The organism is Actinoplanes sp. NPDC049599 (assembly GCF_044465625.1).
Taxonomy (GTDB): Bacteria; Actinomycetota; Actinomycetes; order Mycobacteriales; family Micromonosporaceae; genus Actinoplanes.
On sequence record NZ_JBITLX010000008.1, the window covers coordinates 91,894 to 104,948 of the forward strand.

The following is a 13,055-nucleotide window of genomic DNA, read 5'->3' on the forward strand; positions in this document are numbered from 1 at the left end:
CACCCGATATGGCCCCACTACCCTCCCCCGCCGACCTGACCTCGCTGGTCCTCCGCACGGACTTCAGCGACGATGCCGCCTGGGACGAGCTGAGAGCGGTCCTCCGCAGCGAGGGCGCCCACCGCAGCGCGACCTACGTCAGCGACCCGGCATATGCGGGGGTGACGATCCAGGCGCTGGTGGAGGCGGACGCGGCCGCCGTCGAGGACGACAAGCTGACCTACGTGTTCGTTGCGGACGCGGTGACGCTGAGCAATGACGAGTGGCTGTTGCTGGCTGTTGACCTCGAAGAGGAGCCCGGACGGTCGTTCCGGGTGCGGCCGGGGGCGTTCACGGACGTGTCGGCAAATCTTGCTGTCGCTAATATGGAGTTTGCGGATTTTGCGGGGGCTACGGACGAGACAGGGACGTTTCGCGGCTTTGATGAATAGGGTTCCGCGGCCTATTTCATCCACGGCGGCTCTGCAATTCGCGGGGGCTTTGCGACCCATCGGGGCCAAGTCATACGCCCCGGCCATCCGCCCCGGCGTCGCGACCCACTCCGGCCCGGTCATCCACCTCGGCCTCGCTCCGTCGCGGCCTCGCATCCGTCGCGGTATGCGATTCATCGCGGCTATGCCATCGATCTCGTAGCCCTGAGCGCGAGCAGCGGTCCCGTTCGGGTAGGTGGGGTCGCAGCCGGGCGCCGATCAGTCCGCCTGCGCCGCAGATGTGGGCATACGCGCTGCTGTGGTGCAGAGTCGATCACTGCCGGTACCACGCGCACAGGATCGGGAGTCTGCCATGTCGCTGCGCCTTCGCACCTCCGCCCGCGCGATCATCCTCGACGAGGATGACCGCGTCCTGCTGTGCCGATTCGCTTTCCCCCACCCCGCGGTCCCGGACGGAGCACAGGGCGTCTGGGCTGCTCCAGGTGGCGGCATAGAGCCAGGTGAGGACGGGCTGTCCGCGCTGCGCCGCGAGCTGCGAGAGGAAACCGGCTTGGTCACCGCCGGCGATCCGCCGCACGTCTGGCATCAGGTAGTCGTTGCCGCAGACCATGCGCCCGGCTTCGACGGCATGGTCAACGACTACTTCCTCATACGCACCACCCACTTCGAGCCGCAAGGCGAGTTCACCGACGACCAGCTCGCCGCTGAGCACCTCGCCGCCTTTCGATGGTGGCGGCTCGCCGAGATCGCCAGGTACCCCGGACCTGACTTGTTTTCGCCCCGTGACCTGGCCACACTGCTGACCGACCTGCTCACATCCGGGATACCCGCCGACCCGGTCACACTCGGCATGTGAAGATCAGCGGCCCGCTGAACTCTGCATGATCACTGGCGGATCGGCCCGGTTTCCACGACCGAAGCCAATCTCGGCGTCGCGACCGACCGGGCCTGGTCATCCGCACCGGCTCGGTCATCATCCAGGCCTGGTCAGGTGCCCCCGCCATCCTCACGGCTATGCCATCCAGCGCGGCTTTGCGATCCACCAGGGCCTTGTCATCCACCCCCGGCCCGGCCATCGCCCCGGCCTCGCGACCAACCCAGCCGCGGTCATCTCGGCCAAGTCATCCGTCACGCCCGGCCAACGCCCCGGCATCGCGAACCACCCCGGCCCGTCACCACCCCGGCCAAGTCATCCGTCACGCCCGGCCAACGCCCCGGCATCGCGAACCGCCCCGGCCTGTCACCACCCCGGCCAAGTCATCCAGCGCGGCTGGCAATCCACCCAGGCCAGATCACTCAAATGCGGCCAGGTCGTCCTACCCGGATCGGTCATCACCGGGCCTCACAACCCCCACCCGCGAGCGCCACCGCACCCGCACAGTCGAACGTCAGATCCACCCGCAAGCTGAACCCACCGTGGCGCGGTCATCCGCCGCGCGGTGGCGACCAGGCAGGCAACCATGCGGGCGACCCAGAACGGCGACGGGCCCTGATAGCGGCCTGCGGACTGGTCAGGCGGTGATGGTGACGGCCACCGGCGCGCTGATCTTGGCGCCCAGCCGGAACCGCATCTCGTACTGCCCCGCCGGCGGCGCCGTTCCCGTTGCCAGGCCGGCCGTGCACTTGTTGGCCTGCTTGCCGTTCCAGGTCACGTTGTATTCGCGTTCGCCGTTCGGCGGGAATGAGCGGACCTCGGAGCCCTTGACCGTGCTGCACGTGTCCGAGGACCAGACCCGGCTCGCGCCCTGGCCGATGTAGAGCTCCTGGAGGTCCGCGCCCACGTCGCGGGAGCAGGTGCGGGCCGAGATGTTCTTGATCTTGAGGCGGACCGCCAGGGGGGCGCCCCGGCGGACGGTTGTCGCGGCGGGCACCGGGGTTACCGACATTTCCGCGTCGGTGCAGGTGCCGGCGGCTGCCGCGTTGACGTTCGTGTCGGAGGTGCCGTCCTGGGTGCCGTCGTCCGGGTCGCCGTCTGCCGTCGGGCCGGTGCCCGCGCCGCTGGCGGTGAGGTCGCCCGGTTCCGGCAGGGACGGGTTGCCCGCGCCCGGGCCCGGGTCGGTGAAGGAGGGTTCGTCCTCGGGCGTCGCCGACGCCGAGGTGGGCATGATCGGCGCCTGCGAGGAAGCGCCCGTGCCGCGCTTGCTGTCCTTGTCGTCCCCGCCGGAGCAGGATACGAACAGCACGATGACGCCGAGCAGCAGCGCACCGAGCACCACAGCGCGACGCCGCCAGTACACGGCGGCAGGAAGGGGACCGACCGTCGAACGCATGATGCGTGCACGGTATCCCCGGAATGGGGACACAGCCGCCGCGACGCGCCGATAACGCGACACCGACTCGCGCGCTGATCGTTAGAGATAAACCTTGCGCTGGTAGATGGCGTGCGCCCCGGCGACCCGATCGAGGAAGAGTTTTCCGGCGCAGTGGTCGATCTCGTGTTGCAGCGCCCGCGCCTCGAACGCGTCGGTGGTCAGCCGCACCGGTTCGCCCGTACCCGGTAGGACGGCCTCGACCACGACGCGGCCGGCGCGTTTCACGTCGCCGGTCAGGTCCGGCACGGACATGCAGCCTTCGCGGCCGGGCCGCCACCGGCTGGCCTCCACGACCCGGGCGTTGCACAGCACGAACGTGCCGTGCGCGGTCACCGTCTTCGGGTGTTCGGTCACGTCCACGACGAACACCTGCGCACCCACCCCGACCTGCGGGGCGGCCAGGCCGACGCAGCCCGGCGACACCCGCATGGTGGCGACCAGGTCGGCGGCGAGCTGCACGATCTCGGGATCGGCCGGGTCAACCTCGGCGCCCTCGCGGCTGAGCACGCCGGCCGGTGCGGTGACCACCGGCAGCACCCTGCCCTCGACGCCGAGCAGGTCGGGCTTCCAGTCGGCCAGGGCGTCGCTCATAGGACGTCCGACTCGGCCCGGCGCAGGGTCACGTCGACACCCAGCTCCTGCGCGGCCACCGCCAGCCGGGCGGCCAGGTCGTCGGCGCTGCCCGGCGGCACGTCTACCTCGGCGATCAGCACGTAGAGCGGGCCGGTCAGCCGGGTGGTGAGATCGGTGATGTTGCCGCCGGCGGCGGCCACCACCCGAGTGACCGCGGCAACGATCCCGAGCCGGTCGGCGCCGTGCACGCTGACCAGGTACGGCTCCCCCGCCACGTCGGCATCGGCCTCGGGAGCCACCGCCCGGACGGTGGTCAGCACGCCGGTGAGCGGGAGCAGCGCCTTCTCCACGTCCTCGGCGGTGGGGCCGGTGCAGATCAGGGTCATCGCGAAGTGACCGCGCAACCGGGTCATGGTGGAGTCGGACAGGTTGGCACCGACCCCGGCGAGCGCCTCGGAGACGTCGGCGACGATGCCGGTCCGGTCGGGACCGATGACGGTGATGGCGAGCTCGTTCACTCCGGCATCGTAGGGCCTGCGCCGCCGATCCGGTCGCCGGCGAGGCGCAACCCGCCCCGGCGAGACCCGAACGACAGACCCCGGACGGAACTGGGCCGGGAAGGCCCCGGCACGCCCGCAGGTAGACCCGGCACGCCCACGGGTAAGCCCGGCACGCCCGCAGGTGGGCCCGGCGGTGGGCCCGGCGCGGGCCGGCGGGACGGACCCTAAGCTGGTGCCGTTATGACGCTCGCCGACTCGGTCATCCAGTGGTACGACGCCAACGCCCGCGATCTGCCCTGGCGGGTCCCCGGCACCACCCCCTGGGCGGTGCTGGTCAGCGAGGTGATGCTCCAGCAGACCCCGGTCGTCCGGGTGACCCCCGCCTGGCACGCCTGGCTGACCCGCTGGCCCGACCCGGCCGCGCTGGCCCAGGATCCCCCGTCCGAGGCGATCCGGATGTGGGGCCGGCTCGGCTACCCCCGGCGGGCGATGCGGCTGCACGCGTGCGCGGTGGCCATCGTGGAACGCCACGGCGGCCGGGTCCCCGACGATCTGGAGCAGCTGCTCGCGCTGCCCGGCGTCGGGACCTACACGGCGCGGGCGGTGGCGACCTTCGCGTACGGGCAGCGCCACCCGGTCGTCGACACGAACGTGCGCCGGGTGGTGTCCCGGGCCGTGGCCGGTGACCCGGATGCCGGGCCGACCACCACGACGGCCGACCTGGCGGCGATGGCGGAGCTGCTCCCCGCGGAACCCGCTCGCGCCGCCCGGGCCAGCATCGCGTTCATGGAACTCGGCGCGCTGGTCTGCACGGCCCGGTCGCCACGCTGCCCGGAATGCCCGTTCGAGGCGGTCTGTGCGTGGCGGCAGAGCGGGGCACCCGCGCCGGCCGGCCCGACCCGGCGGCCGCAGAAGTACGCCGGCACCGACCGGCAGGTCCGCGGCCTGCTGCTGGAGGTGCTCCGGCATGCCACCGGCCCGGTGCCCCGGCAACGGCTGGACGCGGTCTGGATGGACGAGGTGCAGCGGGCCCGGGCCCTGTCCGGCCTGGTCACCGACGGCCTGGTCGAGCCGCTGGACCACGACGCCGACCGGTTTGTGCTGGCCGGCGACCACCCGCCCCGCTACCCGAGCCTGGAGTAGGCATGTCCACCTATGACGCGTCGCCGTCCGCGCTGAAACCGCTGATGCAGATGTTCTGGTCGGCGGCGGGCTGGCGGGAGCCGCCGGTGCCGCCGGCGCCCCCCCGTGCAGGCCAAGGCCGTCGCGGACGGCGTGATGGTCGATCGGCCGCGGTCGGACAGCCATGACGGCTGGGTGGCGGCGGCGCGGAAGGCAGCGGCGTCGGTCTCCGCCGCGGAGGTGGGTGACGCCTTCCTGGAGAGCCTGAGCAGCCGGCGTCTTGATCTCCGGTCGGCGCTGGGCTCCTACGCCGTGGGGCGCGCGCTCGAGGAGCACGAGTACCGGGCCGCCAGGGGCGCTCGGCACTGCGTCGTCTGCGAGCAGTACCCGGACCCCGAGGAGGACGTCAACGTCCTCAACTTCGAGCGGTTCAAGTGGGGCGGGGTGCGGCACTCGGACGTCCGGTACGTGGCGTTCGACCTGGAACAGTTCGCACGGGCGCCGCGTACCGGTGCCACCGACGCGGACCGGCTGCTCGGCCGGGAGATCATCAAGACGCTGGGCGCGCTGCCGGCGGGTTCCATGGTGGGCAAGGCCGCGGCGTCGCTCCGGATGGTCCCGAGCAACAAGGCGGAGCGCGAGGTCCTCGTCATGATCTTGATGAGCTTCGGTATCTGGAGTCCGGTGACCCGGGCCGCCTACCGCGACACCGGCAAGGAGTCCGGCATCAACGACGGGGCCGTCGCGGAATTCCTGGCGGGAGCCGGGTAGGGCCGTTCCGGCGGGAGCAGTGCCGGGTCGCGGGTGGCCCGCACCCGGCGCGCCAGCTCGGTGACGTCGGTGATCGAGACCGTCCACTCGTCCACGTACCGGGGCACCGCCTCGCCGCCCAGACCGAGCTGCAGCGACCGGTACGGCAGCACCGCGAGCTGGATGGACCGCTCCGGGTCCCACTGCACCCGCACGGGGCTGCGCTTCACCCGCCGCGACCACTCGGCCCGGGTCTCGCCGCCGCCGACCTCGTAGTGGCTGGGGCACGCGCGCGCCAGCGCCCACTCGAACCCGGCCCGGGTGATCTCCACGGCCAGCACCCGCTCCTGACCGGGCTTGGCCGCCCAGCCGCAGCGGTACATCATCCACAGGAACGACGGCTTGATCCACGTCATCCGGTCCCGTTTGAACGGCGCCACGAAGCGGCCGGCGCGCACGGCCGGCTCGGCGATCGCCGGCGAGTAGGCCTGGTAGACGGTGATCGTGTCGGCCGTGTAGACGGCTCTGATCTGCCGTTGCGGTGTTTCCATGCGTCGATGATCGGGCGGGCGGCGCACCCCGGGCCAGCGATTAACGCCAGAACGGCCCGACGCCGAAGCGCCGGGCCGTTCCGTGGGTCGTGCTGACCTACTCCTCCGTGGCGGCCGCGCCGAGGTCGGCGGGCACCGCGTCGGGGACCACGGCGCCACGGTCGGCGCCGGTGAACGTCAGCTTCGACTTCTCGATGTTCTCCGGGTCTCCCTCGCAGTCCACCACCACGATCTGGCCGGGGCGCAGCTCGTTGAAGAGGATCTGCTCGGAGAGGGTGTCCTCCAGGTCGCGCTGGATCGTCCGGCGCAGCGGCCGGGCGCCCAGGACCGGGTCGAAGCCCTTCTTCGCCAGGTACTTCTTGGCGTTGTCGGTCAGCTCGAGGCCCATGTCCTTGTTCTTGAGCTGGGTCTCGATCCGGGCCGTGAAGATGTCGACGATGTGCAGGATCTCGTCCTGGCGGAGCTGGTGGAAGACGATCGTGTCGTCGATGCGGTTGAGGAACTCCGGGCGGAAGTGCTGCTTCAGCTCGTCGTTGACCTTGACCTTCATCCGGTCGTAGTTGCTCTCGACGTCCTCGGACGCCTGGAAGCCCAGCGACACCGCCTTGGCCACGTCACGCGTGCCCAGGTTGGTGGTCAGGATGATCACCGTGTTCTTGAAGTCCACGATGCGGCCCTGACCGTCGGTGAGGCGGCCGTCCTCCAGGATCTGCAGGAGCGTGTTGAACACGTCCGGGTGGGCCTTCTCGATCTCGTCGAAGAGGACCACGGAGAACGGCTTACGGCGGACCTTCTCGGTCAGCTGGCCGCCCTCGTCATAGCCCACGTAGCCGGGAGGGGCACCGACGAGGCGGGACACCGTGTACCGGTCGTGGAACTCGGACATGTCGAGCTGGATCAGCGCGTCCTCGGAGCCGAAGAGGAACTCGGCGAGCGCCTTGGAGAGCTCGGTCTTACCGACACCGGACGGGCCGGCGAAGATGAACGAGCCCGAGGGGCGCTTCGGGTCCTTCAGGCCGGCGCGGGTGCGCCGGATCGCCTTCGAGACCGCCTTGACCGCGTCCTCCTGGCCGATGACGCGCTTGTGGAGCTCGTCCTCCATGCGGAGCAGCCGGGAGGTCTCCTCCTCGGTCAGCTTGTAGACCGGGATGCCGGTCCAGTTGCCGAGGACCTCGGCGATCTGCTCGTCGTCGACCTCGGAGACGACGTCGAGGTCGCCCGCCTTCCACTCCTTCTCCCGCTGCGCCTTCTGACCCAGCAGCTGCTTCTCCTTGTCGCGCAGCTGCGCGGCCCGCTCGAAGTCCTGCGCGTCGATCGCGCTCTCCTTGTCGCGGCGGACCTGGGCGATGCGCTCGTCGAAGTCGCGGAGGTCCGGCGGTGCGGTCATCCGGCGGATGCGCATCCGGGCGCCGGCCTCGTCGATCAGGTCGATCGCCTTGTCCGGCAGGAAGCGGTCGGAGATGTAGCGGTCGGCCAGCGTCGCGGCGGCCACCAGGGCGGCGTCGGTGATGCTGATCCGGTGGTGCGCCTCGTAGCGGTCGCGCAGGCCCTTGAGGATCTCGATGGTGTGCGCCAGTGACGGCTCACCCACCTGGATCGGCTGGAAGCGGCGCTCGAGCGCGGCGTCCTTCTCGAGGTGCTTGCGGTATTCGTCGAGGGTGGTCGCACCGATGGTCTGCAGCTCACCACGCGCGAGCATGGGCTTGAGGATCGAGGCGGCGTCGATGGCGCCCTCGGCGGCACCCGCACCCACCAGGGTGTGGATCTCGTCGATGAACAGGATGATGTCGCCGCGGGTGCGGATCTCCTTGAGCACCTTCTTGAGGCGCTCCTCGAAGTCACCGCGGTAGCGGGAACCGGCGACCAGCGCGCCGAGGTCGAGCGTGTAGAGCTGCTTGTCCTTGAGCGTCTCGGGCACCTCGCCCTTGACGATGGACTGCGACAGCCCCTCGACGACGGCGGTCTTGCCGACGCCGGGCTCGCCGATCAGCACCGGGTTGTTCTTGGTGCGGCGGGAGAGCACCTGCATGACCCGCTCGATTTCCTTCTCCCGGCCGATGACCGGGTCGAGCTTGCCCTCGCGGGCGGCCTGGGTCAGGTTGCGTCCGAACTGGTCGAGCACCAGGGACGTCGACGGGGCGGCCTCGCCCGCGGCGGCGCCGGCGGCGGCCGGCTCCTTGCCCTGGTAGCCCGAGAGCAGCTGGATGACCTGCTGGCGGACCCGGTTGAGGTCGGCGCCGAGCTTGACCAGCACCTGGGCGGCGACGCCCTCGCCCTCACGGATCAGCCCGAGCAGGATGTGCTCCGTGCCGATGTAGTTGTGGCCGAGCTGCAGGGCCTCGCGCAGCGAGAGCTCCAGCACCTTCTTGGCCCGCGGCGTGAACGGGATGTGCCCGCTCGGCGCCTGCTGGCCCTGGCCGATGATCTCCTCGACCTGCTGCCGGACACCCTCGAGGGAGATGCCGAGGCTCTCCAGAGCCTTCGCGGCAACACCTTCGCCCTCGTGGATGAGACCGAGCAGGATGTGCTCTGTCCCGATGTAGTTGTGGTTGAGCATCCGGGCCTCTTCTTGGGCCAGGACGACAACCCGTCGCGCTCGGTCGGTGAACCGCTCGAACATGCCCTCGTGCTCCTCACGTGCCGTGCGCCAATGAACTGGCGGGGCCAGCGCACGGGTATCGGTGATACCTGTGCTCTCTCACTCTATCGCCGTCGGGAGACTCTGCTGGGCCCTCGAGCCCTCTGGTGACGTCCTGCGCCGATGTTCTCCCCAACTTCGCACGCTCAACGCCTGTTCCCCACCCTTGCGGAGTACGCGCACAGCGAAATCGCCCGCGCCGGAAACGCCGTCCACAGCCTGTGGACAACGCGCTCCGCCCCTGTGGATAACTTACGCAAGGTCGGCGAAGAACGCGCGAAAAGCAGAGGGGTCCGCCGCGCTCACGCGCAGCGGACCCCTCGGCGGGCCGTCCGGCTCAGCGGCCGGGCCCCTTGGCGTGGAACTCGTCCACGATCTCCTGCGGGATCCGGCCGCGGTCGGAGATGTCCTTCCCGGCCTTCTTCGCCCACTCCCGGATCGCCTTGTTCTGCTCCCGGTCCGCCGTCGCACCGCCGCGACCACGGGCCGCCCGGCCGCCGACGACGACGCCACCGCGCGCGACCTTGGAACCCGCGCCCACGTAAGGCGCGAAGACGTCCCGCAATTTCGCCGCGTTCGACTCGGACAGGTCGATCTCGTACTGAATGCCGTCGAGGGCGAACTTGACGGTCTCCTCGGCGTCACCGCCGTCGAGGTCATCGACCAGCTTGTGAATGATCTGCTTGGCCACGCGCCGTTATCCTCCCGAACACAGGTACTCAGTTCACGCTTTTCCCCTGAACAATAACGCCCGTGCCGCAGGCTCCGTCAATGGCGGGCTGCACCAAGACGTGCGGCGATGCAAATCGTGTCCGGCCACGCCCTACTCCGGACGCACCAAGGGGAAGAGGATCGTTTCCCGAATGCCCAGCCCGGTGAGCGCCATCAGGAGCCGGTCGATTCCCATTCCCATCCCACCGGCCGGCGGCATTCCGTACTCCATGGCGCGCAGGAAATCCTCGTCCAGCTGCATCGCCTCGGCGTCGCCGCCGGCGGCCAGCAGGGACTGCGCTACCAGGCGTTCGCGCTGCACCACCGGGTCGACCAGCTCGGAGTACGCGGTGGCCAGCTCGAAGCCCAGCACGTAGAGGTCCCACTTCTCGGTCAGCCCCGGCTCGGAGCGGTGTGCCCGGGTCAGCGGGGTGGTCTCCTCCGGATAGTCGCGCACGAAGGTGGGCGCCTGCAGGGTGTGCTGCACGAGATGTTCGAAGAGTTCCTCGGCGAGCTTGCCCGCGCCCCACTTCGGGTCCACCGATAGGTCGTGCTTTTCGGCATACCGCTGCAGGCTCGCCAGATCGGTACGCACCGTTACTTCTTCACCGAGCGCCTCGGAGAGCGCACCGAAGAGGGTGATCGAACGCCACTGGCCGCCCAGGTCCAACTCGGTGCCGTCGAAGTGGGTCACGATGTGTGATCCGGCGGTCGCGGTCGCGGCCTCCTGAATCCACTCGCGGACCTGCTCCTGCATCACGTTGTAGTCCGCATACGCCTGGTAGGCCTCGAGCATCGCGAACTCCGGCGAGTGCGTGGAATCCATGCCCTCATTGCGGAAGTTGCGGTTGATCTCGAAGACGCGTTCGATGCCGCCCACGACGGCCCGCTTCAAAAAGAGTTCCGGGGCGATACGCAGATAGAGATCTATGTCCAGCGCGTTGCTGTGCGTCACAAACGGCCGGGCCGTGGCGCCACCGTGCAGCAACTGCAACATCGGCGTTTCCACTTCGAGATAATTGCGCGCGAACAGCGACTCGCGCAGGCTCCGTACCGTGGTCGCCCGGGCCCGGACCATCTCCCGGGCCTGCGGCCGGACGATCAGGTCGACATAGCGCTGCCGGACCCGGGTCTCCTCGCTCAGCGGGCGGTGCGCGACCGGCAGCGGGCGCAGCGCCTTGGCGGTCATGGTCCAGGAGTCGGCGAGCACGGAGAGCTCACCGCGCCGGCTGGTGATCACCTCGCCGGTGATGCCGACCAGGTCACCCAGGTCCACCAGGCGCTTCCACTGCTCCAGCGCCTCGGCGCCGACCTTGTCCAGGGACAGCATGGCCTGCAGCTCGGTGCCGTCGCCGTCGCGCAGCGTGGCGAAGCAGAGCTTGCCGCCGTTCCGCACGAAGATCACCCGGCCGGTGATACCGACCGTGTCGCCGGAGGCGGAGTCGGTGGCCAGCTCGGCGTAATCGGCGCGGACCTCGGCGAGCGTCGCGGTGCGCGCGAAGCCGACCGGGTACGGCTCGACACCCTCGGCCAGCAGCCGGTCCCGCTTCGACCGGCGGACCCGCATCTGTTCGGGAAGGTCCTCGGCGGGGTCAACGGCTGGGGTGGCGTTCTGCTCGGTCACGGCACGACTCTCTGTGGAAGACAAAGGAAGGATGGCGAAAAGCGTACTAAGGCGGCTTCAGACGTTCCGCTCATATACCATCCGGAGCCCGATCAGCGTGATCATCGGCTCGTGCGCGGTGATCGTCCGGCAGGCGTCCTTGACCAGCCAGGCGAGCCCGCCGGTGGCGATGACCGAGCGCACGGTGCCCAGCTCGGCGGTCATCAGCTCGACGATCCGGTCGACCTGCCCGGCGACACCGTAGTAGAGCCCGGACTGCAGGCACTCCACGGTGTTCTTGCCGATCACCGAGCGCGGCTTGGCCGGCTCCACCTTGCGCAGCTGGGCGGCGCGGGCGGCCAGCGCGTCGAAGGAGATCTCGATGCCGGGCGCGAACGCCCCGCCGAGGAACTCACCCTTCGCGCTGATCACGTCGAAGTTCGTGGTGGTGCCGAAGTCGACCACGATCGAGGGCCCGCCGTAGAGCGCGTGCGCGGCCAGGGTGTTGACCACCCGGTCCGCGCCCACCTCCTTGGGGTTGTCGATGGCGAGCTGCACCCCGGTCTTCACGCCCGGCTCGACGATGACGTTCGGCAGGTCACCGTAGTAGCGCCCGAGCATCGTCCGCAGCGACCGCAGCGCCGCCGGCACGGTCGAGCACGCGGCCACCCCGGTGATCTCCACCGCGTCGCCGGCGAGCAGGCCCCGGAACATCAGGCCGAGCTCGTCGGCCGTGGACCGGGCGTCGGTCTTGATCCGCCAGTTGTGGACGAGCTTGTCCCCGTCGAAGGTGGCGAGCACGGTGTTGGTGTTTCCGATGTCAATGCACAGCAGCACGGAGGGAGCCTATCCAGGAAAATCAAAACCGTTTGACGGTACGGGCGTCGGGCTCCCCAACCGCAGCACCGTCCTCCACACCGCACCGGTTCTGGAGGCGCTCGGTGGGCCGCCCGCGCCGGGCGGCCCAAGCTCTGGTCAGCGCGGGCGCAGGTCCAGGGCGATGTCCAGGATCGGGCTCGAGTGGGTCAGCGCGCCCACCGACAGGTAGTCCACCCCGGTCGCGCCGTACTCCTCGACGGTTTCCAGGGTCAGGTTGCCGGTTGCCTCCAGCTCGGAGCGGTCGCCGACCGCGGCCACCACCTCGCGCAGCAGGTCCGGGGCCATGTTGTCGCAGAGCAGGAAACTCGCCCCCGCCTCGACCGCCTCCCGGGCCTCGGCGACCGTGGTGACCTCCACCTGCACCGGAACGTCCGGGAAGGCCTCGCGGACCAGCCGGTACGCCGCGCTGATGCTGCCCGCCGCCAGCTTGTGGTTGTCCTTGATCATGGCCACGTCGTAGAGGCCCATGCGCTTGTTGGTGCCGCCGCCGACCCGGACCGCGTACTTCTCCAGCGCGCGCAGGCCCGGCGTGGTCTTGCGGGTGTCCAGCACCGTCGCCTTGGTGTCCGCCAGCGCGTCCGCCCACCGGCGGGTGTGCGTCGCCACGCCGGACATCCGGCAGAGCAGGTTGAGCGCGGTGCGCTCGGCGGTCAGCAGCGACCGGGTCGGGCCGGTGATGACGGCGAGCACGTCGCCGCGCGCCACCCGGACCCCCTCGGCGATCAGCTGGTCGAAGGTCGCCGTGCCGCCGGAGGTCGCCGCGAAGACCTGAGCCGCGACCGGCAGGCCGGCCACCACGCCGGGCGCCCGCGCCACCAGCTCCGCCGTGTCGACCTGGCCGCCCGGGATCGTCGCCTCGCTCGTCACGTCCCGCGGCGGATCACCCAGGTCCTCGGCGAGCGCCGTGTAGACGACCCGCTCCACCTCGCCCAGATCCAGCCCGCTCGTCATGCTGTGCCCACCTTTCGCATGCCCTTCTGGCCCT

General features: G+C 70.2%; 13 protein-coding genes. 4 read left to right on the top strand and 9 right to left on the bottom strand.

Annotated features, from left to right (window positions below):
* Window positions 1-8 precede the first annotated feature (8 nt).
* Both ACIBQZ_RS17070 and ACIBQZ_RS17075 read left to right on the top strand, forming a co-directional pair.
* Window positions 9-431: a DUF6924 domain-containing protein gene (locus ACIBQZ_RS17070; RefSeq protein ID WP_396089588.1), complete on the top strand. Its 423-nt coding sequence runs from the start codon at window positions 9-11 to the stop codon at window positions 429-431.
* 352 nt (window positions 432-783) lie between these two features.
* Window positions 784-1,287, top strand: coding sequence for an NUDIX domain-containing protein (locus ACIBQZ_RS17075; protein ID WP_396089589.1), 504 nt, complete (start codon window positions 784-786; stop codon window positions 1,285-1,287).
* A 655-nt stretch (window positions 1,288-1,942) separates the two neighbouring features.
* On the opposite strand, the gene ACIBQZ_RS17080 is transcribed toward ACIBQZ_RS17075, so the two are convergent.
* The 3 genes from ACIBQZ_RS17080 to ACIBQZ_RS17090 all read right to left on the bottom strand — a co-directional run bounded on the left by ACIBQZ_RS17080 (window position 1,943) and on the right by ACIBQZ_RS17090 (window position 3,834).
* Window positions 1,943-2,701: an adhesin gene (locus tag ACIBQZ_RS17080; protein ID WP_396089590.1), complete on the bottom strand. Its 759-nt coding sequence runs from the start codon at window positions 2,699-2,701 to the stop codon at window positions 1,943-1,945.
* Window positions 2,702-2,782: 81 nt separating this feature from the next.
* Window positions 2,783-3,334 carry a peptide deformylase gene (locus ACIBQZ_RS17085; RefSeq protein WP_396089591.1) on the bottom strand — a complete coding sequence of 184 codons (552 nt, stop codon included), beginning with the start codon at window positions 3,332-3,334 and terminating at the stop codon, window positions 2,783-2,785.
* Window positions 3,331-3,834: a glycine cleavage system protein R gene (locus ACIBQZ_RS17090; protein ID WP_396089593.1), complete on the bottom strand. Its 504-nt coding sequence runs from the start codon at window positions 3,832-3,834 to the stop codon at window positions 3,331-3,333. Before ACIBQZ_RS17090 ends, ACIBQZ_RS17085 begins: the two co-directional genes overlap by 4 nt.
* Before the next feature lie 222 nt (window positions 3,835-4,056).
* Here ACIBQZ_RS17090 and ACIBQZ_RS17095 point away from each other — a divergent pair, with 222 nt between their 5' ends.
* Window positions 4,057-4,959, top strand: a complete 903-nt coding sequence (locus tag ACIBQZ_RS17095; protein ID WP_396089594.1) for an A/G-specific adenine glycosylase — start codon at window positions 4,057-4,059, stop codon at window positions 4,957-4,959.
* 135 nt (window positions 4,960-5,094) lie between these two features.
* Entirely contained in the window at window positions 5,095-5,709 is a 615-nt protein-coding gene (locus tag ACIBQZ_RS17100) for a hypothetical protein (RefSeq protein ID WP_396089595.1), read from the top strand.
* On the opposite strand, the gene ACIBQZ_RS17105 is transcribed toward ACIBQZ_RS17100, so the two are convergent.
* The 6 genes from ACIBQZ_RS17105 to nadC form a co-directional block, all read right to left on the bottom strand.
* Window positions 5,637-6,239 carry a DUF4291 domain-containing protein gene (locus ACIBQZ_RS17105; RefSeq protein WP_396089597.1) on the bottom strand — a complete coding sequence of 201 codons (603 nt, stop codon included), beginning with the start codon at window positions 6,237-6,239 and terminating at the stop codon, window positions 5,637-5,639. The genes ACIBQZ_RS17100 and ACIBQZ_RS17105 overlap by 73 nt on opposite strands.
* A gap of 97 nt (window positions 6,240-6,336) precedes the next feature.
* The gene (locus ACIBQZ_RS17110; protein WP_396089598.1) at window positions 6,337-8,859 is read right to left on the bottom strand and encodes an ATP-dependent Clp protease ATP-binding subunit; all 2,523 of its coding nucleotides are present in this window, start codon (window positions 8,857-8,859) and stop codon (window positions 6,337-6,339) included.
* A gap of 355 nt (window positions 8,860-9,214) precedes the next feature.
* The gene (locus ACIBQZ_RS17115) at window positions 9,215-9,568 is read right to left on the bottom strand and encodes an Lsr2 family protein (protein ID WP_396089599.1); all 354 of its coding nucleotides are present in this window, start codon (window positions 9,566-9,568) and stop codon (window positions 9,215-9,217) included.
* Window positions 9,569-9,700: 132 nt separating this feature from the next.
* Entirely contained in the window at window positions 9,701-11,212 is a 1,512-nt protein-coding gene (gene lysS / locus ACIBQZ_RS17120; protein ID WP_396089600.1) for a lysine--tRNA ligase, read from the bottom strand.
* Window positions 11,213-11,269: 57 nt separating this feature from the next.
* Window positions 11,270-12,028 (bottom strand): type III pantothenate kinase, encoded by a 759-nt coding sequence (locus ACIBQZ_RS17125; RefSeq protein ID WP_396089601.1) that lies wholly within the window; start codon window positions 12,026-12,028, stop codon window positions 11,270-11,272.
* A gap of 138 nt (window positions 12,029-12,166) precedes the next feature.
* Window positions 12,167-13,021, bottom strand: a complete 855-nt coding sequence (gene nadC / locus ACIBQZ_RS17130) for a carboxylating nicotinate-nucleotide diphosphorylase (protein ID WP_396089602.1) — start codon at window positions 13,019-13,021, stop codon at window positions 12,167-12,169.
* Between the last annotated feature and the right edge of the window lie 34 nt (window positions 13,022-13,055).